The organism is Aeromonas ichthyocola (genome assembly GCF_046087985.1).
GTDB classification, from domain to species: Bacteria; Pseudomonadota; Gammaproteobacteria; order Enterobacterales; family Aeromonadaceae; genus Aeromonas; species Aeromonas rivipollensis.
Genome location: NZ_JBJSWH010000001.1, coordinates 741827 through 764505 on the forward strand (window position 1 = coordinate 741827; position 22679 = coordinate 764505).

17 protein-coding genes and 3 pseudogenes are annotated in these 22679 nt (G+C 61.9%); 14 read left to right on the plus strand and 6 right to left on the minus strand.

Annotation, left to right across the window (positions count from 1 at the left end; translation table 11 throughout):
* Nucleotides 1–129 precede the first annotated feature (129 nt).
* A pseudogene (locus ACF2JD_RS03490) lies at nucleotides 130–806 on the plus strand (TAXI family TRAP transporter solute-binding subunit).
* Complete coding sequence (locus tag ACF2JD_RS03495; RefSeq protein WP_440986881.1) at nucleotides 692–1264, plus strand: TAXI family TRAP transporter solute-binding subunit; 573 nt, start codon at nucleotides 692–694, stop codon at nucleotides 1262–1264. The pseudogene ACF2JD_RS03490 and the gene ACF2JD_RS03495 overlap by 115 nt, the downstream one beginning before the upstream one ends.
* Before the next feature lie 284 nt (nucleotides 1265–1548).
* On the opposite strand, the gene ACF2JD_RS03500 is transcribed toward ACF2JD_RS03495, so the two are convergent.
* Nucleotides 1549–2571: a LysR substrate-binding domain-containing protein gene (locus ACF2JD_RS03500; RefSeq protein WP_440986767.1), complete on the minus strand. Its 1023-nt coding sequence runs from the start codon at nucleotides 2569–2571 to the stop codon at nucleotides 1549–1551.
* A 173-nt stretch (nucleotides 2572–2744) separates the two neighbouring features.
* Between ACF2JD_RS03500 and ACF2JD_RS03505 the strand changes: the two genes are divergently transcribed.
* From ACF2JD_RS03505 to ygjK, 4 genes and pseudogenes are all read left to right on the plus strand, one after another.
* Nucleotides 2745–4001 (plus strand): adenylosuccinate synthetase, encoded by a 1257-nt coding sequence (locus ACF2JD_RS03505; protein ID WP_440986768.1) that lies wholly within the window; start codon nucleotides 2745–2747, stop codon nucleotides 3999–4001.
* 82 nt (nucleotides 4002–4083) lie between these two features.
* Nucleotides 4084–4359: pseudogene (locus ACF2JD_RS03510) on the plus strand (YbhB/YbcL family Raf kinase inhibitor-like protein); the annotation flags it as partial.
* Nucleotides 4360–4370: 11 nt separating this feature from the next.
* Complete coding sequence (locus tag ACF2JD_RS03515; RefSeq protein ID WP_440986769.1) at nucleotides 4371–5174, plus strand: helix-turn-helix domain-containing protein; 804 nt, start codon at nucleotides 4371–4373, stop codon at nucleotides 5172–5174.
* 184 nt (nucleotides 5175–5358) lie between these two features.
* The gene (ygjK, locus tag ACF2JD_RS03520) at nucleotides 5359–7839 is read left to right on the plus strand and encodes an alpha-glucosidase (protein ID WP_440986770.1); all 2481 of its coding nucleotides are present in this window, start codon (nucleotides 5359–5361) and stop codon (nucleotides 7837–7839) included.
* Nucleotides 7840–7913: 74 nt separating this feature from the next.
* On the opposite strand, the gene tyrS is transcribed toward ygjK, so the two are convergent.
* On the minus strand, nucleotides 7914–9113 hold the full coding sequence (gene tyrS / locus ACF2JD_RS03525; protein ID WP_139744202.1) for a tyrosine--tRNA ligase: 1200 nt from the start codon (nucleotides 9111–9113) through the stop codon (nucleotides 7914–7916).
* A gap of 114 nt (nucleotides 9114–9227) precedes the next feature.
* On the opposite strand from tyrS, the gene ACF2JD_RS03530 reads away from it, so the two are divergent.
* Both ACF2JD_RS03530 and ACF2JD_RS03535 read left to right on the plus strand, forming a co-directional pair.
* Complete coding sequence (locus ACF2JD_RS03530) at nucleotides 9228–10547, plus strand: peptidoglycan DD-metalloendopeptidase family protein (RefSeq protein ID WP_440986771.1); 1320 nt, start codon at nucleotides 9228–9230, stop codon at nucleotides 10545–10547.
* A 44-nt stretch (nucleotides 10548–10591) separates the two neighbouring features.
* Nucleotides 10592–11701, plus strand: a complete 1110-nt coding sequence (locus ACF2JD_RS03535; RefSeq protein ID WP_440986772.1) for an anhydro-N-acetylmuramic acid kinase — start codon at nucleotides 10592–10594, stop codon at nucleotides 11699–11701.
* Between the two features lie 97 nt (nucleotides 11702–11798).
* On the opposite strand, the gene ACF2JD_RS03540 is transcribed toward ACF2JD_RS03535, so the two are convergent.
* Nucleotides 11799–12140 carry a nuclear transport factor 2 family protein gene (locus tag ACF2JD_RS03540; RefSeq protein WP_440986773.1) on the minus strand — a complete coding sequence of 114 codons (342 nt, stop codon included), beginning with the start codon at nucleotides 12138–12140 and terminating at the stop codon, nucleotides 11799–11801.
* A 144-nt stretch (nucleotides 12141–12284) separates the two neighbouring features.
* Entirely contained in the window at nucleotides 12285–12764 is a 480-nt protein-coding gene (locus ACF2JD_RS03545; RefSeq protein ID WP_440986774.1) for a GNAT family N-acetyltransferase, read from the minus strand.
* Nucleotides 12765–13552: 788 nt separating this feature from the next.
* Here ACF2JD_RS03545 and ACF2JD_RS03550 point away from each other — a divergent pair.
* Nucleotides 13553–14818: a Rid family detoxifying hydrolase gene (locus ACF2JD_RS03550; RefSeq protein ID WP_440986775.1), complete on the plus strand. Its 1266-nt coding sequence runs from the start codon at nucleotides 13553–13555 to the stop codon at nucleotides 14816–14818.
* Nucleotides 14819–14957: 139 nt separating this feature from the next.
* Here ACF2JD_RS03550 and ACF2JD_RS03555 read toward each other — a convergent pair whose 3' ends face one another.
* Together ACF2JD_RS03555 and tkt are read right to left on the minus strand one after the other, a co-directional pair.
* On the minus strand, nucleotides 14958–15359 hold the full coding sequence (locus ACF2JD_RS03555) for a hypothetical protein (protein WP_440986776.1): 402 nt from the start codon (nucleotides 15357–15359) through the stop codon (nucleotides 14958–14960).
* A gap of 417 nt (nucleotides 15360–15776) precedes the next feature.
* Nucleotides 15777–17768 (minus strand): transketolase, encoded by a 1992-nt coding sequence (tkt, locus tag ACF2JD_RS03560; RefSeq protein WP_440986777.1) that lies wholly within the window; start codon nucleotides 17766–17768, stop codon nucleotides 15777–15779.
* Between the two features lie 341 nt (nucleotides 17769–18109).
* Here tkt and metK point away from each other — a divergent pair, with 341 nt between their 5' ends.
* From metK to gshB, 5 genes and pseudogenes are all read left to right on the plus strand, one after another.
* Entirely contained in the window at nucleotides 18110–19261 is a 1152-nt protein-coding gene (gene metK, locus ACF2JD_RS03565; protein WP_025326202.1) for a methionine adenosyltransferase, read from the plus strand.
* A 68-nt stretch (nucleotides 19262–19329) separates the two neighbouring features.
* Nucleotides 19330–19869, plus strand: coding sequence for a SprT family zinc-dependent metalloprotease (locus tag ACF2JD_RS03570; protein WP_440986778.1), 540 nt, complete (start codon nucleotides 19330–19332; stop codon nucleotides 19867–19869).
* Between the two features lie 72 nt (nucleotides 19870–19941).
* The gene (locus ACF2JD_RS03575; RefSeq protein WP_440986779.1) at nucleotides 19942–20640 is read left to right on the plus strand and encodes an endonuclease; all 699 of its coding nucleotides are present in this window, start codon (nucleotides 19942–19944) and stop codon (nucleotides 20638–20640) included.
* A gap of 66 nt (nucleotides 20641–20706) precedes the next feature.
* Nucleotides 20707–21437 (plus strand): annotated as a pseudogene (gene rsmE / locus ACF2JD_RS03580) (16S rRNA (uracil(1498)-N(3))-methyltransferase).
* A 138-nt stretch (nucleotides 21438–21575) separates the two neighbouring features.
* On the plus strand, nucleotides 21576–22526 hold the full coding sequence (gene gshB, locus ACF2JD_RS03585) for a glutathione synthase (RefSeq protein WP_025326198.1): 951 nt from the start codon (nucleotides 21576–21578) through the stop codon (nucleotides 22524–22526).
* Nucleotides 22527–22679: the final 153 nt, after the last annotated feature.

The window sequence follows — 22679 nt, forward strand, 5'->3', positions numbered from 1 at the left end:
TTTACCCGGCGTCGTCAGCCACGGTCCACTCAGTCAACGGTCAATTATGTCTCTACGGATCTTGCGTCACCTTCTGCTCCCCCTCTGTGCGCTACCTGCGCTGCTCCCCTTGGCAGCCAGGCGCTGACTATCGGAACAGGCCCGCTCAATGGCGTCTACTACCCGACTGGTGGCGCCATCTGCCGGGTGCTCAATGCCGACCATGCCCTGCATGGGGACAGCTGCACCGTGCAGAGCACCCGTGGCTCAATGGCCAACCTCAAGGCACTGAACAAGGGGGAAGTACAGCTGGCGCTGGTGCAGTCCGATGTGTTGCACCACGCCCTGCACGGCACCGGCCCCTTCAGCGGGCAGGGCGCCAACCATGAGCTGCGCAGCCTGTTTCGCCTCTATCAGGAGTCGCTGACCCTGCTGGCAGCCCCCAACAGCGGCATCACCACCTGGCGGATATCGAAGGGAAGCGGGTCTATCCGGGCAACCCCGGCACCGGTGAACAGATCACCAGCCAGGCCCTGATGGCAGCCATGGGGTGGCAACCCGGACAGTTTGCTGCCTATCAGCTCAAGTCGAACAGTGAACCGCTGGAAGGGCTGTGTGATGGCTCGCTGGATGCCGCCTTTGTGGTCGAGGGTCATCCCAGCCTCAGGCTATTGGCGATCTCATCGGCCGCTGCAAAGTTCGCCTCATCCCCATCGAAGGGGAGCAGGTCGACAAGCTGCTCAAACATCATCCCTACTACCAGCGCAGCCGCATCGCCGCCAACCTCTATCCGGGGCAGACCAGCTCTCTCAACAATATCGGGATGAGTGCCGAACTGGTGGCGCTGGCCAGCCTGCCGGACCCCATTGTGCGTACCGTGCGCGATACCCTGCTGGCCCGGGTCAAGCAGTTCAGCCGCCTCCATCCCGCCCTGAGCAAGGTGACCCCCGAGCAGTTGCAGGCGCAAACCGAGCTGCCTTTGCACTCGGGGATGTCGGATCAACCGCGAGCCCTTATCACTGACCCCCGAGCAATTAGCGCCAGAGCAGTTGACAGCGGCGCCGTTGACCTCAGGCGCAGAGCGGCATCAGGCCAGTGCCGGAAGGGACGGCAGCCGACATTCCATCGGATGAGTGCCGCCACCAGCAGCGCAGCACTGGCCACCGGCAGCGCACGCGACCACCACCGCAGTGCTGGCCACCGGAAGCGCAGCGCTGCCACAGAAGCGCAGCGCTGGCCACAGAAGCCACCCCCTGCCCGAGGAGGCGCTCGAGGTCACCCCTGAGCTGACTGCGCCGCCGCCGAAGTGACGACCAACGCCAGCCTGATCCCCTCGCCCTCCGCCGCGCCAACCGTTGCGGTATCGGCTGCTGTATCGGCGGCCGTTTCGACCCAACTGCAGGCGAGCGCCGCTCTGCGGCAACGGTGTCAGCAGCGCAGGAACAAACCCACGGCCAGCAGCGCGGTTGCTGGCCAAACCCCACCACAGGATAAGGCCGATATGGCCCCTCCACCCGCCACCAGCGCAGCCGCACCGCTGCAACCCTGAGTGGCAGCACAAGCAACGCATCAGGGCAGCTTCGGCTGCCCTGATTGTGAGTGCCCACTTGCGCTATTGGCAATTGATGGCTGGTAGCAATTGGCTAACCCCGATAGGTTGCGCAACCTGACTGCCCCGCTACTGCGCCCCACCCGGGTCAGATAGGGATTGGGCTTCTGGATCTCCTCCTCCACCCAGTGCAGCAACTGCTTGATGGCCCGCGACAACACCTGATTCTGGCGCACCACATAGCCCAGACTGGTGCCGGGAAAATCGGTCAGCCGGGTCACGGGAGCCGTGAGCTTGAGGCGCGGGTGGAGCGAGAAGTCCGGCACTATGGCGACCCCGAACCCCGCCTCCGCCCAGTCGAGCTGGGCATCCACGCTGCCCACCTCCATGATGCGGCAGCTCGGCAGCCCGAGCAGGGGCAAGGAGGGGTCGATCAGCGCCCGGGTGCGGGTGTCGTGCCCCAGCAAGATGAGAGTGGGCTCGTCGAGGGGATCGCTCTCCCCGGCCTTGGCACGGGCCTGCCAGCGGGTGAGCCCCTGCCCTAGCGCGCACCAGGTCACCTGCTGCAATTCTGTGTAGAAGAGCGGCTCGCTACGCTTTTGCGCCATCACGAAGCCGAGATCCGCCTTGCCCGCCCTGACCAGATCCGCCGCCTGATCCGAGGTGGTGTTGAACAGGGTGAGATCGATGCCGGGAAAGGCCTGCTTGAAGCGCTGGAACGGCTGGATCAGCAGCAGCCGCGAGATGATGTCGCTGGCGGCGATGGCGAGCGTCCCCTGGCTCAACTGGCTGAGGGCGTTGAGATCGGACTGGCAGAGCTGCAGCTCGTTGAGGGCGCGCTCGGCGCTTTGCAGCAATCGCTCCCCCGCCTGGGTGAGCCGAAACGGGCTGCGCTCGATGAGCTTGACCCGGGTGGCCTGCTCCAGGTTCTTGAGGTGCAGGCTGACGTTGGGCTGGGTCATGTGCAGTTCGGTGGCGGTCTGGCCGAAGTGCTGCAAGCGGGCCAGGGTGACGAAGGTATTTAACCAGTGAATATCCAGCATAAGAGTCCCTCAACCCGCTATTGACGCGGTCTGCACGGCAACCATGGCACGTTGTGTGCCGATAAATTGGTCACAATTATATGGTTTTCTTATCGGAATTATAAAGATAATTAATTTTTCTAATCCGCAGAGGGCTCCTAGGATGGACGCCTAACGTCTTAGGAGAAAGAGTCATGTCGTCTATCGTAGTCGTAGGTGCTAACTGGGGTGATGAAGGCAAAGGCCGCATCGTCGATTATCTGGCAGGCCAATCCGCCGCCAGCATCCGTTTCCAGGGCGGCAACAACGCCGGCCACACCGTGGTCAACGATCTTGGCACCTTCAAGCTGCACCAGCTGCCAAGCGGCGTCTTCAACCCGGATTGCCTGGTTGTCCTCGGCCCTGGCATGGTCATCAGCCCGGAGCCGCTGACCAAGGAACTGGCTGAAGTGAAAGCCGCCGGCGTGACTCCGAAGCTCGCCATCTCCGACCGCGCCACCTTCTGTCTGCCGATCCACGCCCTGGAAGATACCCTGGAAGAAGTCCGTCTGGGTGATGGCGCCTATGGCTCCACCCGTCAGGGCATTGCCCCGGCTTACGGTGATCGGGTCATGAAAAAGGCGATCCTGGTCGGCTGGCTGAAACAGCCGGAAGTACTGGTCGAACGCATCCAGTTCTTCCTCGACTGGAAACTGCCGCAGCTCAAGGCCCTCTACCCGAGCTTCGAGTTCAGCCAGACCGCCCAGGAGATGGCCGACTGGCTGCTGGAAGTGTCCGCCCCCTGGATCGACGCCGTCTGCAACGTCAGCGAGCCGCTCAAAGCGCTGCAGGCTGAAGGCAAGACTCTGCTGTTCGAAGCGCAGCTGGGCGCTGGCCGTGACCTCATCTATGGTGAGTACCCATGGGTCACCTCCTCCCACGTTTCCGGTGCCTATGCCGGTATCGGTGGCGGCCTGCCAGCACTGCGCCCAGAGCGCATCATCGCCGTAGCCAAGGCATTCAGCTCCTCTGTCGGTACCGGCACCCTGCTGACCGCCATGGAGAACCAGGACGAGTTCCGCAAGATCACCAACGAGTTCGGTGCCACCACCGGTCGTCCCCGTGATGTTGGCTACTTCGATGCCGTCGCTACCAAGAACGGTGTTGAGCTGCAAGCGGCGACCGAAGTTGCCCTGACCAAGCTGGACTGCCTGACCGGCCTGCCGGATCTGAAGATCTGCGTCGCTTATGAAGGTGCTCACACCGAGAACCCGATCTGGCCACAGACTGCAGCCCTCAAGCCTGTTTACGAAGTGATGGAAAGCTGGAGCGAAGACATCACCGGCTGCCGCACCTTCGAAAGCCTGCCCAAAGCGGCCCAGAACTACGTGCTGCGTATTGAAGCACTGCTGGGTGTGCCGGTTCCGATGGTTTCCGTCGGCCCGGGCCGTGACGAGATGATCCTGCGCTAAGCAGCCCTCTCATCGTCAAACAAAAAACCGGCATTCATGATGCCGGTTTTTTTTATGGCCGACTGAATGTTATTCAATCTGAATGGTGAACCTGCCCGCCAACCAGAGCGAGCTGGCCAGCAACGCCTCCGGCAAGCTCAAGCAGGGGCTGGAGCTTAGAACCGATTTCGGCAGCCAGGGTTACGGCGGCCCCTGCCCCCCCGCCGGGCACGGCATGCACCGTTACCAGTTCACCGCCTGGGCCCTGCCCCAGGATCTCGAGGTGAAGGCAGATACCCCGCCTGCCATGGTAGGCTACATGCTCAATGCCATGGCGCTGGGCAAAGCCACCCTGACCGCCACCTTCGTCACCCCCTAGGAGCCCGCCGGATGAGCACTCCCCTGCTGCAACTGAATCACTATTTCGGGATCCGCCAGCAGCCCCTGCACAGGGTGCTCATCTATGCGCCGACCCTCATCTGGGTGCAGCAGGGCCACAAACAGCTGTGGTGGCAGGAGAGGCGCCTGTCGTTTGACAAGGGGAGCTGGCTGCTGATCCCGGCGGGCCACCAGCTCACCTTCGTCAACCAGCCCGAGCAGGGCAAGTTCAGCTCCCATGCCCTGACCCTGCTGGCCCCGCCCCCCGCCGAGTGGTTGACCTGCGCCCCGACCACCCCGCAGAGGGAGCCGCGCCTTGAGATAAGTCCGGCGCTGGCGTTCTGCTTCGAGCTGGTCTGCTCAATGGCCGACCGCACGCTGAGCGAGGCGACCCAGATCCATCTGCTGCACGCTTTCTATGCCGAGCTGCACGCCGCCCATGCCCTCGACCTGCTGTTTCCCGCCAGCACAATGACGCTCGGGGAGCGGCTGGCTCGCTACCTCGGGGTGGAGCCCGGCGCCGATCACAGGCTGGAGACTCTGGCCCCCCACTTTTCCATGAGCCGCGCCTCCCTGGTGCGCAAGCTGGCCGCCGAGGGGCGCAGCTTTCGCCAGCTGCTGGCCCAGGTGCGTATGAGCCATGCCCTCACCCTGCTGCAACAGGGGCTGAGCCCGCTGGAGACGGCCCTCGCCTGCGGTTACGACTCCCCCAGTCGCTTCGCCGCCCGCTTCAAGCAGGAGTTCGGTCTGACCCCCCACCAATATCTGCGCACCTGCCCCTCAACGACCCCGCAACGCCAAGTAAATAGTTACTAAAAACAACTCCTGTGTAACCTCATGTAACCCGGTGATCCCGATCACACCTCTCCCCGCCCGTACTGTGACGTAGCGCCAACCTTTCCGCTTTCTTTCCCCTAGAATGGCCTTGAAAACGTTTTTACTAAAATAAACACAAAAAAAGCACCTTCCTTAACCTACAAAATCGTCATTGGAGCGAGATATGTTTCGTAAAAATTTACTTTCCGTCGCCCTGGGTGTCGCCCTGTTTGGTCTGGCCGCCTGCAACGGCAATGACTCAAGCGCACCGACCCAGCCCGACGCCACCCTGGCGAACCAGTACAGGAACGTGATAGATCGCACCGGTACCCCGCTCCAGTTCCGTGACTTTGACAGTTACTCCAACCTCAAATACAACCCCCTGCTCGATCTCGGGGCCTGGCACGGCTTCCTGCTGCCCAAAAGCGACAGCGAGTGGGGAGGCTTCACCGGTCCCATGGTGATCGCCGAAGAGTACAGCCTCTTCTTCGCCAGCGAGCTGGACCGGCTCAGTCTGGGGGACGAGAGCGGCCGCCAGTACCCCCTCACCAGCGCCAGCAAGCATGAGATCTACGCCATCCCCGGCGCCCTGGTACAGCGCTTCGAGTTCGAGCCCTTCACCCTGGAGCTGGAGCTGCGCTACGGCGATGCCCGCACCGCCCTTGTCCGCACCCGTCTGGTGAACAATCAGGATGCGCCCCTCACCCTGACCCTCAACTGGCAGGGGGAGCTGCTCCAGCAGTGGGATGCCAAGAAGACGGTCGCCGAGCAGTATCCCGACTGGACCCGCACCCTCCGCCAGAGCGAGCAGGGGATCGAATTCCAGTTTGGCGAACTGCGCAGCACCTGGAACATCATGCAAAGCGGCAGCGCCAGCTACCGCATCGACCGCACCCTGCCCAGCCGCACCACCCTGGACGAGAAGGGGCTCGGCTATGTGAGCGAGGCCAGCCTCACCCTGGCCGCCAAGGGTCAGCAGGATATCTACACCCTGCAGAGCTATGTCCACTCCGCCGAGGAGGCGAGCCGCCACCAGCAGAGCCGCCAGGCCCTGCTGGCCAACCCGGCCGACGCCTTCGATGCCTCCATCCGCCGCTGGGAGGGCTACCTCGAGCGCGGCCTCTCCAACCAGGGGATCCCCGAATCGGAGCGCCGCATCGCGGTCAAGGCGATGGAGACCCTCAACGGCAACTGGCGCTCGCCGGCAGGCGCCATAAAGCACGACGGCGTGACCCCCTCCAACACGGCCCGCTGGTTCGACGGCGTCTGGGCCTGGGATAGCTGGAAGCACGCCTACGCCATGGCTCACTTCAACCCAGAGGTGGCCAAGAACAACGTGCGCGCCATGTATGACTACCAGGTCCAGCCCGATGATCCGGTGCGCCCGCAAGATGCCGGCATGGTGATAGACGCCGTCTTCTACAACAAGCTCGCCGATCGGGGCGGCGATGGCGGCAACTGGAACGAGCGGGACACCAAGCCGCCCCTCTCCGCCTGGGCCATCTGGGAGATCTACAGTGCCACCCAGGACAAGGCCTTCATCGCCGAGATGTATCCGAAGATCCAGGCCTATCACGACTGGTGGTACAGGGCGCGGGACAACAACCGCAACGGCATCATAGAGTACGGCGCCACCCGCCACGTCGAGCACAACGACGAGTTCGGCAACATCACCTTCAAGGTGCGATATGGAAGCGGCGTACCCGCCGTGCTGGATCTCGCGCGCTGCACTGACGAGGGGGATGGCTGGTACGGCTGCGCCGGCATGCCGCTCTACCAGCAGGTGCTGAGCACTGGCGGTTACGACGAGATGGACATAGGTGCCCAGCACGGCGCCGGCTGGGAGTCCGGCATGGACAACGCCGCCCGCTTCGGCTTCATCGAGCAGGACCAGCTCAAGCGTTACGCCGACAAGGCCTATGGCGGCGACATCGACAAGGCCCGTCAGGACTGGAACGTTGCCTTCTTCGAGAACCACCAGGATAGCGGTGAGCTGATCGGTTTCTCCATCGATCAGGAGTCGGTGGAGCTCAACGCCTTCCTCGCGAAAGAGAAGCGCATCCTGGCGGACATGGCAGATCTGCTCGGCAAGCCGGACGAGGCAAGCCGCTACCGCGAGGGGGCAAGCCAGCTCGCCGGCTACATCAACAGCTGCCTGTTCGATGAGGCCTCCGGCTTCTATTACGATCGCCAGATTGCCCAGGGCGATGTGGCGGACGCCAACGGCTGCGTCGGCAAGTTGCTGACCGCCCGTGGCCGTGGCCCGGAAGGCTGGAGCCCGCTCTGGGCCGAGGTCGCCGACAAGGAGAAGGCCGCCAGGGTGCGCGAGGTGATGCTGAGCAGCCAGGAGTTCAACACCAAGGTGCCGCTCGGCACGGCGGCGCTGACCAACCCGGCCTACGATCCGGACATCTACTGGCGTGGCCGGGTCTGGCTGGATCAGTTCTACTTCGGGGTGAAGGGGCTGGAGAACTACGGCTATCGCGACGACGCCCAGATGCTGGTCAACAAGCTGTTTGCCAATGCCGAGGGGCTGGCGGGCACTGGCCCCATCCGCGAGAACTACAACCCGGAAACCGGCGCCATGCAGGGGGCCAGCAACTTCAGCTGGAGCTCGGCCCACCTCTATATGCTCTATCGCAACTTCCTGAAAAAAGAGGGGTAATCCCCGCTGACCCGGTACATGACGCAACAAAAAGGCCTCCAGATGGAGGCCTTCTTTCTATCAGGGCGTCGCGCTTACTTGACGGTCACCCGGGCAAACTTGCGCTTGCCGACCTGATAGACGGCGGTGCCGGCAGCGATCAGCGCCTTGCCATCGTCCAGCTTGTCGCCATCCACCTTGACCGCGCCCTGCTTGATCATCCGCAGCGCTTCGGAGGTGGTCTCCACCAGACCGGCGTCTTTGAGCAGGTTGGCGATGGCCAGGCCGTCCCCTTCCAGGGCCAGTTCGACTTCCGGCATCTCGTCCGGGATGGCGTTCTTGGAGAAGCGCTGGGTGAAGTCTTCGTGGGCCGCTTCCGCCGCCGCTTCATCGTGGTAGCGGGTGATGATCTCCTTGGCCAGCCAGATCTTCACATCGCGCGGGTTCAGGGTCCCGGCTTCGATGCCGGCCTTGAAGCCTTCGATGTCCGCCAGCGGGCGGGAGGAGAGCAGCTCGTAGTAGTTCCACATCAGGGTGTCGGTGATGGACATGATCTTGCCGAACATCTCCCCCGGGGCATCGTGCACGCCTATGTAGTTGGCGGCGGACTTGGACATCTTCTTGACGCCGTCCAGGCCCACCAGCAGTGGCATCATCAGCACGCACTGGGCGGCCATGCCGGCATCTTTTTGCAGCTCGCGGCCCATCAGCAGGTTGAACTTCTGATCGGTACCGCCGAGCTCGACGTCCGCCTTCAGCGCGACCGAGTCATAGCCTTGCAGCAGCGGATAGAGGAATTCGTGAATGGCGATGGACTGGCCGCCGGAATAGCGCTTCTTGAAGTCGTCACGCTCCATCATGCGGGCCACTGTCTGCTTGGCCGCCAGCTTGATCATGCCGGTGGCGCCCAGCTCACCCAGCCAGCTGGAGTTGTACTCGATGCGGGTCTTGGCGGGATCCAGGATCTTGAACGCCTGCTCCGCATAGGTGAGGGCGTTGTGCTTGATGGCCTCTTCGGAGAGCGGCGGGCGGGTGCTGTTCTTGCCGGACGGGTCGCCCACCATGGCGGTGAAGTCGCCGATCAGCAGGATGATCTCGTGGCCCAGATCCTGGAAGGTCTTCAGCTTGTTGAGGATCACTGTGTGACCCAGGTGAATGTCCGGAGCCGTCGGGTCCATCCCCAGCTTGATGCGCAGCGGGCGCCCTTCCTTCAACTTGGCGACAAGTTCTTCTTCAACCAGAATTTCTTCCGCTCCGCGCTTGATCTCGGCTAGCGCCACCTCGAGCTGGGACATTTTTTGACTCTCCAATCACGATTCCACAGGGCCAGACATATTACTGGAATGGCAGGCCAATTGGAAAGGCGGTAAACTCCGACCTTCTTCTGGGTTCAACTTCGTCAGCTTCTCATGGTCATTTGGCACGCCTTCAACTCTCTTCCTACCTGGCACCGCAAGATGGTGCTTATTCTGAGCATTCTGGTGATGATGCTGGCAGCCTGGCCAAGCGAACAGGCCGTCGCCACCCGGGTCGATGACAACGGCAACGAACTTGCCCTGCACCAGCCCGCCGACGCGGCCGCCGCAACCGATGAACTCGAAGCCGCGCAGCCCCTCACCCCGCCCAAGCCGCGCTACATCACCAAGCAGGTGAAGGTGCGCCGTGGCGACAACATGGGGGTCATCTTCCAGCGCATCGGGCTCAATACCACGGATCTGCACCTCATCGATCAGCTCGACGGCAGTGATCCCCTGCGCATGCTGCAGCCGGGACAGGAGCTCACCTTCAAGCTCACCGAACAGGGCGAGCTGCACAGCCTCTATTACCCCCACAGCCTGGAGCAGGCGCTCAAGGTGAGCCGCAAGGACGACAGCTTCGTGGCCAGACCGGTGCGCCTCGAGCTCGACACCCACGAGCAGGTGGCGAAGGGTGAGATCCGATCCAGCTTCTGGGGCGCCGCCAGCGAGGCGGGCATGACGGAAGATCAGATCATGGACTTGGCCGCCATCTTCGGCTGGGACATCGATTTTGCCCAGGACCTGCAGCCGGGGGACAGCTTTCGGGTGGTCTATCAGGACAAGTATCAGGATGACGAGCGGGTGGCCTCCGGCGACATCCTGGCCGCCGAGTTCATCAACCAGGGGGCCATCTATCGCGCCGTGCTGAACCAGGATGGCAACTACTACACCCCGGAAGGCAAGGCGATGCGCAAGAGCTTCCTGCGCGCCCCGGTCAACTTCAAATACATCAGTTCCAACTTCAATCCGCGTCGCCTGCACCCTGTCACCGGCAAGGTGCGCCCCCACAACGGCATCGACTACGTGGCCCCCGTCGGCACCCCCATCATGGCGGCGGGCTCAGGCAGCGTGGTGGCCGCAGGTTACAACCAGTTCAACGGCAACTATGTCTTCATCAAGCACGCCGGCAACTACGTGACCAAGTACCTGCACCTCTCCAAGCGCACAGTGAACAAGGGCCAGCGGGTGAAACAGGGGCAGACCATAGGCCTGCTGGGGGGCACGGGCCGCGTCACAGGCCCGCATCTGCACTATGAATTCGTGGTGGGCGGCGTGCACAAGAACCCGCGCACCCTCACCCTGCCCCAGGCCGAGACCCTCACCGGGCGGGCGCTGGCCAGCTTCAAGGCGCAGGCTAGGCCACAGCTGGCCAAGCTCGACAGCACGGATCTGCAACTGGCCCAGAACAAGCGGGACAGCAACGGCAGCTAAGGCTCGCCCCATTGGCGGTAATGAATAGCGAACAAGGAGAAGCCATGAGCGAGCGCTATATCGGATTGATGTCGGGTACCAGCATGGATGGGATCGACGCCGTGCTGGTGATGATCGAGGGGGATGAACTGAGGGTCGAAGCGGCGCTCTGCCACCCCTGGCCAGAGGCAACGGCGCGCGAGCTCCACGCCCTCTGCACCCTGGGGGAGAACGAGATAGACCGCATGGGGGTGGCCGACAATCGAGTGGCGCAGGAATTTGCCGCCGCCACCCTGGCACTGCTTGCCAAGGCGGGGCTTGAGCCCAAGGATATCCGCGCCATCGGCTCCCACGGCCAGACAGTGCGCCACCGCCCCCAGCTCGGCTTTACCCTGCAAATAGGCAATAGCGCCCTCTTGGCTGCCTTGACCGGCATCGACGTCATCAGTGACTTTCGTACCCTGGACATGGCCCTCGGCGGTCAAGGGGCGCCCCTGGTGCCCGCCTTCCATCAGGCGATTTTTGCCAAACCCCATGCCCTTCGGGTGGTGCTGAACCTCGGCGGCATCGCCAATATCTCTGTGCTGCCTGGCAAGGCGAGCGGCGTCTATGGCTTCGATACCGGCCCCGCCAATACCCTGCTCGATGGCTGGTATCGCCGCCATCACCCCCAGGGCGGCAGCTACGACGCCGGTGGCCAATGGGCGGCCAGCGGCCAGCTTGTGCCCGCGCTGCTCGAAAAACTGCTGGCTCATCCCTACTTCGTCGCCCCCTATCCTAAGAGCACGGGGCGGGAGATGTTCACCCTGGAGTGGCTCGACGGCGAGCTGGCAGGCACGGCATACGCCCCCGTTGATGTGCAGCGCACCCTGCAAGCGCTCAGCTGCCACAGCATAGCCCGCCAGCTGCCTGCGGTGGATGAGACGCAAACCAGGCCAGAGCTCTTCGTCTGCGGCGGCGGCGCCCACAACGGCCCCCTGCTGGCGGAGCTCGCCGCCCTGCTGCCCCGCTGGCGCCTTGAAAGCACGGCGGCACTGGGGCTAGCCCCGGACTGGGTGGAAGGAGCGGCCTTTGCCTGGCTGGCACAGCGGTTTATGACGCGCCAGCCCGGCAACCTGCCTGCGGTGACCGGCGCCAGCCGCCCCGCCGTGCTCGGCGCCCTCTACCCCGCCTGAGCGTCTGAATACCTGCGCCATTAGCCCCTGAGCAATCACGTGCTCAAACAAATGCCGCCCCTGGGCGGCATTTGTGCATTGGGGTGGCAAAGGCAGATCAGCGGGGGGTAAGCCGCTTGTTGAACAGCTTGAAGCTGGCTCTGGCGATCAGACCCTGCTCTATGAGATAGATGCAGAGCATCTCTATGGTGCCTGGCCCCTCCGGGAAGTTGCGGGTGACGCGCTCATGGTCGATGACCACATTGTCATAACTGTGGCGAGAGAGCAGGGTCGCATGCAGATCCGGCTCTGCGAAGCGCGAGACCATGTTCGCCGCCATCTGCGCCTTGTCCCGGGCGATGATCTCCCCCTCCAGGCTGTACTGGGCAGCATCATCGGCATAGGTGGCCAGCCAGGCCGCCACATCCTTGCTGTTATAGGCATCCAGCTGCGTCTGCACTATTTGCTCTATCTGTCCTATCTACTCTATCTGTCCTATCTGCTGCGCTGCGACCCCCTTGGCTTCCAGCTGCTCTGCTTCAACTCTCATTGATTCCATCCTGCCCTGGCGGGCGTGGTTAGCGTCGGGCGGCTCGCCCTGTGGTCAGCGCTCACTCTCCCACTCCCAAGCGCCAGCCTCAAGGGTGAGAGAGAGTCGCAGCATGTCCTTGTGCTGGATGCCGCTCTCGAAAATGGGGTCGGGGTAGTGGTGCAGGAAGTGATCCTTCACCACGGCATCCACCCTAAAACCGAGGCGCTGATAACAGGTGAGCGGATAACCAAAGGTGCCCGTACCCAGCTCCACCCGCCTGATGCCGCGGGCCGCAAGCTCGGTCAGCACATGGCGCAGCAGACCGGAGCCTATACCCCGGCGCTGGTGATCCGGCCTCACGGCGACATTGAAAATTTCGGCCGTCCCCGGGCTCAGGGCTCTGGCGATGCAGACCCCGACCAGGATGCCCTGGGCCCGGGCGGCAAAACACCAGGCCCCTGGGAGGTATGACCTTATCCGCTTCTCTGAGGGATCCGCCTCCAGCAACAAGGCGAAGGGGATCTCTGCCGCAGCTATATTTTCGTACTCCATCTTCATCTTCCTTTGCTCCATCGCCGGCCCGTCGCCAGCCAGGTGCCGATCGCAAATCAGGGCGTCTCGCCCCAGGATCTGCCGCCTCAGCCCAGAGGCGCAGTGGCGGTGCTGCCATGGCATGCTTCGGGTCTATGAGGCCAGATAAAAAATCACCCCAGAGATTGCGCCATGGCGCTATTTCATGGCCCGCATGACTTTCCCATGCAAATATATTGCATGATATGCCAGCCATATCGCCATTCATATTCTTGCCGAACATGGCTAGCATATTTTCAATCGCCATAACAGCCCCATCGTCCGTGCATAAAATACATATCCATGCATGAACAATTGAATTAACTGCACGGCGTCACCGCTGATTAACCTGTGGTTCACAGCCTGGCTCCCCCTCTGGCGGGAGTGAGCCCCCGTATCAGGCTGATCCTCCGAAAAATGGGGCTGATTACACCATCAGCAGGGCATTTATTCCCTGAATTGAATCGCAACGGGACTATATTTCAGTGCGTTGAGCCAACGCATAAAAACGAGATCCCGGTTTGCCCTCCCCCCTTGGCCACTCATAGAATCCCCCTGTCTGAGATATTTCACCCTGTTCCAGCCTCCTTTATCCACTCCCTCTCGGGCGCGGATTGACAGTGATCATCGAGGACCCGACGCCCTTCTATATGTGGCAACGGGCCATCGATTGCCATACCGGATCTGCCTTGTCGGGTATGGAGGAGCGCGATCGAATGGGATGGCCCATACCCTGCGATAACAACGAATAGCAAGAAGAGGAATATCCTATGAGTGGCACCATCATCAAGGCTGCAAGAAATACCCCCCATGCCCCCCAGGATCTGGGCCCCTACACCCAGAGCGTGGCCTTCTCCCATTACAACAATATTGCCGCCCAGCTGCCGGTCGATCCCAGGACAGGCAAGCTGGTGAGTGGCGATATCCAGGCGCAGGCCAGACAGTGCCTGACCAATATCCAGGCCATAGTCGAGAGCATCGGCCACGTCATGGACGACATGGTGAAAGTGACCCTCTTCCTCAAGAACATGGGGGATCTGGAGGCGGTCAACGCCGTTTATCGCGAATTCTTCCCCCGCAACCTGCCGACCCGTACCGTGCTGGCGGTGGCCGGTCTGCCGCTCGGCGCCGCCATTCAGATGGACGCCCTGCTTTCCAACGGGGAGGGCACCTTCCCGCAAGCCCCCTGCCCCCTTATCAAGCTCGCCCGAAACAGTTGCCGGGCACCGGCCGATCCCCTCTCGACCCATACGGTGGCCTTCTCCCACTACAACAACATCGGCGCCCAGCTGCCGGTGGATGCCGCCACCGGCCAGCTGGTTGCCGGTGGCATCCAGGAGCAGGCGGCCCAGTGCCTGCGCAATATCAAAAACGTGCTGGAGAGCATAGATGTGCCCTTTGACGACATCGTCAAAGTGACCGTCTACCTGACCAGCCTCACGGATCTGGAGGCTGTCAACGAGGTTTACACAACTTTCTTCCCCGACTCCGCCATCGCCCGCGCCGCCGCCTATCTGCCTGCCCGCAGCCTGATCGTGGCCTCTGCCCTGCCGCTGGGTGCCCGGGTGCAGATGGATGCGGTCATCTCCCACGGTGACGGCACCCCGCCCCAGCTGGTGGAAGACAGACACAACCTGGTGATCCGCGCCCGCAATACCGACGAGGCACCGCGCAGCCCGCTCCATTGCCAGAGCGTCGCCTTCTCCCACTACAACCATCTGACCGCGCAGCTGCCGATCGACATGGCCACCGGCAAGGTGCTGACCGGCTGTATCCGTGAGCAGACTGCCCAGTGCCTCGGCCATATCAAGACCATAGTGGAGAGCATCGGCCATGTGATGGACGATATCGTCAAGGTCAATATCCAGGTGAAGAACATCGAGGATCTGGACGCAGTAAACGCCATCTACACCAAATACTTCCCGAGCTATCTGCCCGCCCGCACCGTTATCGGCGTGAGCGAGCTGCCCGCCGGCGCCCTGATCCAGATGGATGCCGTACTCTCCAATGCGGAAAGTACCCCGCCCCAGTGCTAATTCACTGATTAACAAACAGGGCCCTGAAATAGGTATTTCAGGGCCCTGCTGTATTCAACCTAGTCTGGAATAAATCGTTGTCTTGTAAGCGCTAATAAAATACAGCCTTAAGTTCTCTCTATTTTAAACAGAGACGTCGTTATCCAAGGTGGCGCTTAAGCTCAGCTTCCCGCTCCTTGAACATCTGATAGTCACCTGCGGCTCTGCTCTTTGCGGCGGTAAACCACTGCACACCCACCTCATCAGAATGTCTGAACTCCAACCTGAATTCATATCTCATGCTCATCACCAGCGCCAAACATGCCCCCACCACGAATGCAATGGCAGGCAGCAACCACGTGATGACCTGACCATTTTCATCCGTTGGGACAAATATAAACAATAAGCTGGAGGCAATGGCACCCAGCATGATCATATTGAGTATTTTGTCTTTCCAGGAAATAACCTTGACTTGTACATTGGATATTTTATCCAGATCATAACTGTCTTTATTGACCTGCAGCTTTTTTGCCGAAGGGTTGATAACAATGGAACAAGACATGGGAAAACTCCATTTTACTGATAGGCCACATGATATTTTTATTATCAACGACTATTCGCACGGAAACGGGTCACCATCAAGAACAGCCCTATTTCCTGACTCCATCACCCAGACGCATGTAACAGGCTCGTTGTCAGCCCGACCGATGGAAAGTACCGAACAAGAATGTGCTTCATGCCATGACAGGGGTAGCAACCGCCAAGAAAGGTATCATATGGCGCCAAACTTGGAAGTGAATTAAAAAGAAAAGACGAGATAGATCAACTTATTCAAGTTGATAACAAAAATACCAATAAGAGAGTCCTCTAGCGTGCATATTTGCCATTGAAAAAACGCCCCCCATCTTGCGATGGAGGGCGTTTTATCGTTCCGGCTATTGGGCCAAGACGACCCAATATTCAGCGCTTACAGGGGCTATTACAGGGATTCGGCGGTCGCAACCACGTTTTCCACGGTAAAGCCGAATTCCTTGAACAGCAGCTCGGCAGGTGCAGACTCACCGAAGGTGGTCATGCCGATGATCTTGCCGCCGAAGCCCACGTACTTGTACCAGTAGTCGGCGATGCCCGCTTCGATGGCGACACGCTTGGTGACGCTGGACGGCAGGACGGACTCTTTGTACTCGGCAGACTGGGCGTCGAACACGTCGGTGGCCGGCAGGGAGACCACGCGCACGGCGCGGCCCTTGGCGGTCAGCTGCTCATAGGCGGCAACGGCCAGCTCCACTTCGGAACCGGTGGCGATCAGGATCAGCTCCGGGGTACCGGCGCAATCCTTCAGCACGTAGCCACCCTTGGCCACATCGGCCAGCTGCTGGGCGGTGCGGTCCATCTGGGGCAGGTTCTGACGAGAGAAGATCAGGGAGGTCGGGCCGTCATGACGCTCGATGGCGTGCTTCCAGGCGATGGCGGACTCTACCTGGTCACAGGGGCGCCAGGTGCTCATGTTCGGAGTCAGACGCAGGGAGGCGATCTGCTCGACCGGCTGGTGAGTCGGGCCATCTTCACCCAGACCGATGGAGTCGTGGGTGTAGACGAAGATGGCGCGCTGCTTCATCAGGGCGGCCATGCGCAGGGCGTTGCGGGCGTACTCCATGAACATCAGGAAGGTGGCGCCGTAGGGGATGAAACCACCGTGCAGGGCGATGCCGTTCATGATGGCGGACATGGCGAACTCGCGCACGCCGTAGTGGATGTAGTTGCCTGCCGCGCTCTCGGGAGTCAGAGACTTGGAGCCGGACCACATGGTCAGGTTGGACGGGGCCAGATCGGCGGAACCACCCATGAACTCGGGCAGCAGCTTGCCGAAGGCTTCCAGGGTGTTCTGGGATGCTTTACGGGTCGCGATTTTGGCCGGGTTGGCTTGCAGGGTCTCAATGATCTTGGCAGATTCAGCGGCCCAGTTGGCCGGCAGCTCGCCAACGGTGCGGCGCTTGAATTCGGCAGCCAGGGTCGGGTGCGCGGCTTCATAGGCGGCGAACTTGGCAGCCCAGTCGGACTCGAGCTTGGTGCCTTTCTCCTGGGCATTCCACTCGGCGGCGATCTCGGACGGGATGACGAAGGGCGCGTGATCCCACTTCAGGAAGGCACGGGCGGCGGCGATCTCGTCGTTGCCCAGCGGTGAGCCGTGGCAATCGTGGGAGCCGGACTTGTTCGGTGAGCCGTAGCCGATGATGGTGCGGCAGCAGATCAGGGTCGGTTTGCCGGTCTCGGCCTTGGCGGCTTCGATGGCGGCGTTGATGGCTTCCGGGTTGTGACCGTCAACAGCCGGGATAACGTGCCAGCCGTAGGCTTCGAAACGCTTGGGGGTGTCGTCGGTGAACCAGCCTTCCACATGACCGTCGATGGAGATGCCGTTGTCATCCCAGAAGGCGATCAGTTTGCCCAGTTGCAGGGTACCTGCCAGGGAGCAAGCCTCGTGGGAGATACCTTCCATCAGGCAGCCGTCGCCCATGAAGGCGTAGGTGTAGTGGTCAACGATGTCGTGACCCGGCTGGTTGAACTGCTCGGCCATGGCCTTCTCGGCGATCGCCATGCCCACGGCATTGGTGATGCCCTGACCCAGGGGACCAGTGGTGGTTTCGATGCCAGGGGCATAACCGTACTCCGGGTGACCCGGGGTGCGAGAGTGCAGTTGGCGGAAGTTTTTCAGATCATCGATGGAGAGGTCGTAACCGGAGAGATGCAGCAGGGAGTACAGCAGCATGGAGCCGTGGCCGTTGGACAGCACGAAGCGGTCACGGTCGGCCCACTTGGGGTTGTTCGGGTTGTGCTTGAGGTGACCACGCCACAGCACTTCGGCGATATCTGCCATTCCCATGGGGGCGCCCGGGTGACCGGAGTTGGCTTTTTGAACGGCATCCATACTCAATGCGCGAATGGCATTGGCAAGCTCTTTACGAGAAGGCATCTGTATCTCCTGCGATTGCTTCATTTGATGGCCAAGATTAAGGCGCGTTATTGTCCCAGCAGGGCGGGCGCGGTGCAAATATTATCTGGGCGAATAAAGTGGCTTTGGGAGCACAATCGCTTTTCTGGCCCGGGAAAACGATTCAATCCGCCCCCTCCCTTACCCCCATCGGGGTGGTTGCCCCCTCAGCCTTGGTCCGGGCGGGTCCAACCCCAAATAGTGCTGGCAATCACCCTGTGACCTAATTAAAATAGACGTCCAGATGTAGATACCTCTACAGACATACCGTCATTTTCCGGTTATGGCCAAGGCGATAACCCCATACGAATCGAGAACCAATCATGGCAAAGCTGTTTACTTCCGAGTCGGTCTCCGAAGGCCATCCCGATAAAATCGCCGACCAGATCTCCGATGCGGTGCTGGACGCCATCCTGGTGCAAGACACCAAGGCGCGCGTCGCCTGCGAGACCCTGGTCAAGACCGGCATGGTGATGGTGGCCGGTGAAGTAACCACCTCTGCCTGGGTCGACATCGAGCAGATCGTGCGCGACACAGTGCGCGAGATAGGTTACACCCACTCCGACATGGGCTTCGATGCCGACTCCTGCGCCGTGCTGAACGCCATCGGCAAGCAGTCCCCGGACATCAACCAGGGCGTCGATCGTACCGATCCGCTGGAGCAGGGTGCCGGTGACCAGGGCCTGATGTTCGGCTACGCCACCAACGAAACCGACGTGCTGATGCCCGCCCCCATCACCTACTCCCACCTGCTGGTGAAGCGTCAAGCCGAAGTGCGCAAGAACGGCACCCTGCCGTGGCTGCGCCCGGATGCCAAGAGCCAGCTCACCTTCGCCTACGACAACGAAGGCAAGATCCTGGGTGTGGATGCCGTTGTGCTCTCTACCCAGCATTGCGACTCCATCAGCCACAAGGATCTGGTGGAAGCGGTGCGCGAGGAGATCATCAAGCCGGTGCTGCCGGCCGAGTGGATCACCAAGGACACCAAGTACTTCATCAACCCGACCGGCCGTTTCGTTATCGGCGGCCCCATGGGTGACTGCGGTCTGACCGGTCGCAAGATCATCGTCGACACCTACGGCGGCATGGCCCGTCACGGTGGTGGCGCCTTCTCCGGCAAGGATCCGTCCAAGGTTGACCGTTCCGCCGCCTACGCCGCCCGCTATGTCGCCAAGAACATAGTCGCCGCCGGTCTGGCTGCCCGCTGTGAAGTCCAGGTCTCCTACGCCATCGGCGTGGCCGAGCCGACCTCCATCAGCGTCGAGACCTTCGGCACCGGCAAGGTGGCCGAGGAGCTGCTGGTCAAGCTGGTGCGCGAGTTCTTCGAGCTGCGCCCCTACGGCCTCATCGAGATGCTGGATCTCAAGCGTCCCATCTACCAGGCGACCGCCGCCTACGGCCACTTCGGCCGTGACGAGTTCCCCTGGGAGAAGACCGACAAGGCCGCTCTGCTGCGCGACGCAGCCGGTCTGTAAGGCTGGCCGTTGTGATAAAAGGGGAGCCTGGCTCCCCTTTTGCTTATCCGCTACCCGACGAGACCTCGATGTCTGCCACCAGAGCTCAACTCGACGCTTCCCTGCTCCAGCTGCTGCACCAGCGGGTCGACGCCTGCTTCGTGCAGGCGGAGGCGCGCCTCGGCCGTTCCTTCCCGCGCCCGCAGATCCACTGCAACATGCGGGGCCGGGCGGCGGGGTCGGCGCGGCTGCAAACCTGGGAGCTGCGCTTCAACCCGGCGCTTTATGAGGCCAACCAGCAGGCCTTTCTGGCCGAGGTGGTGCCCCACGAGGTGGCGCACCTGCTGGTCTATGCCCTCTGGGGAGAAGGGCGCGGCAAGTCCCGGGTGCTGCCCCACGGCCGCCAATGGCAGTCGGTGATGCGGGAGGTGTTCGCGCTCGCCCCCAACACCACCCACAGCTTCGATCTCGCGGTGCTGGCCCAGCGCACCCATGCCTACGCCTGCGACTGCCAGCAGCATCGGCTCTCCATCCGCCGCCACAACAAGGTGCTGCGCGGCGAGGCCCGCTACCACTGCCGCCGCTGTCGCCAACCATTGGTTCCCCTGAGGGAGCCGGTGACGGACTGAGCCAGCCTGTGTCGCGCCCCTGTGTTAGGGTGCGCACTTCTTCAACCAACCGTTTCATTGCCAAGGATCTTCATGTTTCGCCCTCTGCTCTCTCTCAGCCTCGGCCTGCTCATCAGCCTGCCGTTCATCAGCTCGCCCCTGCAGGCCCAGACCTTTCGCGCCGCCAAGCAGGATCTGAACAAGCTCTATCAGAGCCACCCCACCACCTTCTATTGCGGCTGCAACATCAAGTTCAGCGGCAAGCAGATGGCCCCCGACTGGGAGAGCTGCGGCTACCTGCCGCGCAAGCAGGCCTCTCGCGCCGCCCGCATCGAGTGGGAGCACGTGGTACCCGCCTGGGAGTTCGGCCACCAGCTGCAGTGCTGGCAAGAGGGGGGGCGCAAGAACTGCGGCAAGAGCGATGAGTTCAACCAGATGGAGGGGGACATGCACAACCTCTTCCCCGCCATCGGCGAGGTGAACGGCGATCGCGCCAACTACCGTTTCTCCGACTGGAACGGCAAGCCGGATCAGTACGGCAAATGCCAGATGCTGGTGGATTTCAAGACCCGCCAGGTGCAGCCGCCCAAGGGGCCGGTGCGGGGTCAGATCGCCCGCGCCTACCTCTACATGGGCCAGCAGTATGGGCTGCGTCTGGCTGCGCAACAGCGTAAACTGTTCGAAGCCTGGGACAGGCAGTACCCGGCGGATCGCTGGGAGTGCGAGCGCAACCGCCGCATCGGCAAGCTGCAGGGCAATACCAACCCCTTCATTGAAAAGCAGTGCCAGTAACCCAATCTACCGGAGAGAGGGAAAACTTCCCTCTCCTTGAGCAAGCCAAGAGACAGACACTCAGCCATGCGCATTCCACGTATCTATGAACCGGCCACCCTGCAGGTAGGCCAGACCCTCGCCCTGTCGGAAGACGGTGCCAACCATATAGGCCGGGTGCTGCGCATGCAGCCGGGCCAGCCGCTCGAGCTGTTCAACGGCGACGGCAATCAATACGCCGCCACCATAGTCCAGGTCGGCAAGAAGTCGGTGGAGGTCAGCATCGATGGCTGCGAGGCACAATCGGTGGAATCCCCCTTCGCCATCCACCTGGGCCAGGTGATCAGCCGGGGCGACAAGATGGACTTCACCATCCAAAAATCCGTGGAGCTCGGCGTCACTTGCATCACCCCGCTGTTTTCCGAACGCTGTGGCGTCAAGCTGCCCGCCGATCGGCTGGAGAAGAAGCGTGAACAGTGGCAAAGGTGGTGATCAGCGCCTGCGAGCAGTGCGGCCGCAATGTGGTGCCAGAGGTGCGTATGCCGATGGAGCTGGATGCCTGGCTGGCGGAAGAGACCCGGGAGCTCAAGCTCAACCTGCACCCGCGCGCCTCCTACAGCATCAGCACCCTGCCGGTGCCCGAGCATGGCGTGCGCCTGCTGATAGGCCCGGAAGGCGGCTTGTCCAGCGACGAGATCGCCCGTACTGTGCAGGAAGATTTCAAAGAGATGCTGCTGGGACCGCGGGTGCTGCGCACCGAAACCGCCGCCCTGACCGCCATTACGGCGCTGCAGTGCCGCTTCGGCGATCTCGCTTGAAACCAGTCCAATGTCTTACTGCGAGGTCGTGATCAAAGCTCATGCGCTGCTCTTTACCTTGCTGACGACCTCTAGTGACAGACCTTGAACAAGTGTTAAGAATCTCACTCGCAATCGAGCCACCAGAAGGAATCTCGGATGACCATCAAACTCGGCATAGTGATGGACCCCATCTCGGCCATCAACATCAAGAAGGACTCCAGCTTCGCCATGCTCGAAGAGGCGCAAAAGCGCGGCTACGAGCTCTTCTATCTGGAGATGAAGGATCTCTACATGCAGGCGGGACGGGCGTTTGGCACCATGCGTCCGCTCACCGTCAAGCATGACTACGCCCACTGGTTCAGCCTGGGGGAGGTGGTCGATCAGCCGCTCTCCAGCCTGGACGTGATCCTGATGCGCAAGGATCCCCCCTTCGACACCGAGTTCATCTACGCCACCTATATGCTGGAGCGGGCCGAGGACGAGGGCTGCCTCATCGTCAACAAGCCCCAGAGCCTGCGCGACGCCAACGAGAAGCTCTACACAGCCTGGTTTGCCGAGCACACCCCGACCACCCTCGTCACTCGCCGCGCCGACAAGCTGCGCGCCTTCCACGCCGAGCACAAGGACGTGATCCTGAAGCCCCTGGACGGCATGGGCGGTGCCTCCATCTTCCGCATGAAGGAAGATGACGCCAACGTGGGGGTCATCATCGAGACCCTCACCGCCCACGGCAGCCAGTACTGCATGGCCCAGACCTTCCTGCCCGCCATCAAGGACGGCGACAAGCGGGTGCTGGTGGTGGACGGCGAGCCCGTGCCCTACTGCCTGGCCCGCATTCCGGCCCAGGGAGAGACCCGTGGCAACCTGGCCGCCGGCGGCCGCGGCGAGGCGCGTCCCTTGAGCGAGGCGGACTGGGCCATCGCCCGTGCGGTCGGCCCCACCCTGAAAGAGAAGGGGCTGATCTTCGTCGGGCTCGACATCATAGGCGATCGGCTGACCGAGATTAACGTCACCAGCCCGACCTGCATCCGTGAAATCGAGGCGGCCTTCCCGGTGCATATCACCGGCATGCTGATGGATGCCATCGAACGCCGGCTGGGAAAATAACCCCAGGTGACGCCCCCCGAGGCCGTCACCCAGGCAGTGACACCACAGGGGCCAGCTCGGCCCCTGCTCTTTTCTGTTGCGCGACGATGTGAGCCAGCGCCCGGACTTCCGGGTTTTCTGCGCGAAAAAGCGGTTTTGCCCGCCGCCGTCAAC